Origin of the sequence: Streptomyces sp. NRRL WC-3549, assembly GCF_000721935.1 — a bacterium.
GTDB lineage: Bacteria > Actinomycetota > Actinomycetes > Streptomycetales > Streptomycetaceae > Streptomyces.
This window is the reverse complement of the sequence record NZ_KL585475.1, coordinates 1,303-1,557: the sequence shown is the minus strand read 5'-3', so window position 1 is coordinate 1,557 and position 255 is coordinate 1,303. Positions and strand designations below refer to the sequence as shown.

General features: G+C 62.4%; 1 protein-coding gene. It reads left to right on the top strand.

Going from position 1 to position 255, the window contains the following annotated elements; genetic code table 11:
* A partial coding sequence (locus IH13_RS39600) for an acyltransferase domain-containing protein (RefSeq protein ID WP_324605226.1) occupies window positions 1-255 on the top strand: 255 nt, incomplete at both ends.

Sequence of the window (255 nt, the reverse complement as noted above, 5' to 3'; positions counted from 1 at the left end):
GTCAGCCACGCGTTCCACTCACCTCGCATGGACGCCATGCTGGCGGAATTCCGCAAAATCGCGGAAAGCCTTACGTTTGGGTCGCCGCAATTGACTGTCGTCTCAAACGTTTCTGGTCGCCTTGTGTCGGACGAGGAGATCTGTTCGGCGGACTACTGGGTGCGCCATGTCCGTGAGGCGGTCCGTTTCGTGGACGGGGTGCGCGCGCTCCAGGACCAAGGCGTGGCAACATTCCTGGAGCTGGGTCCGGACGGG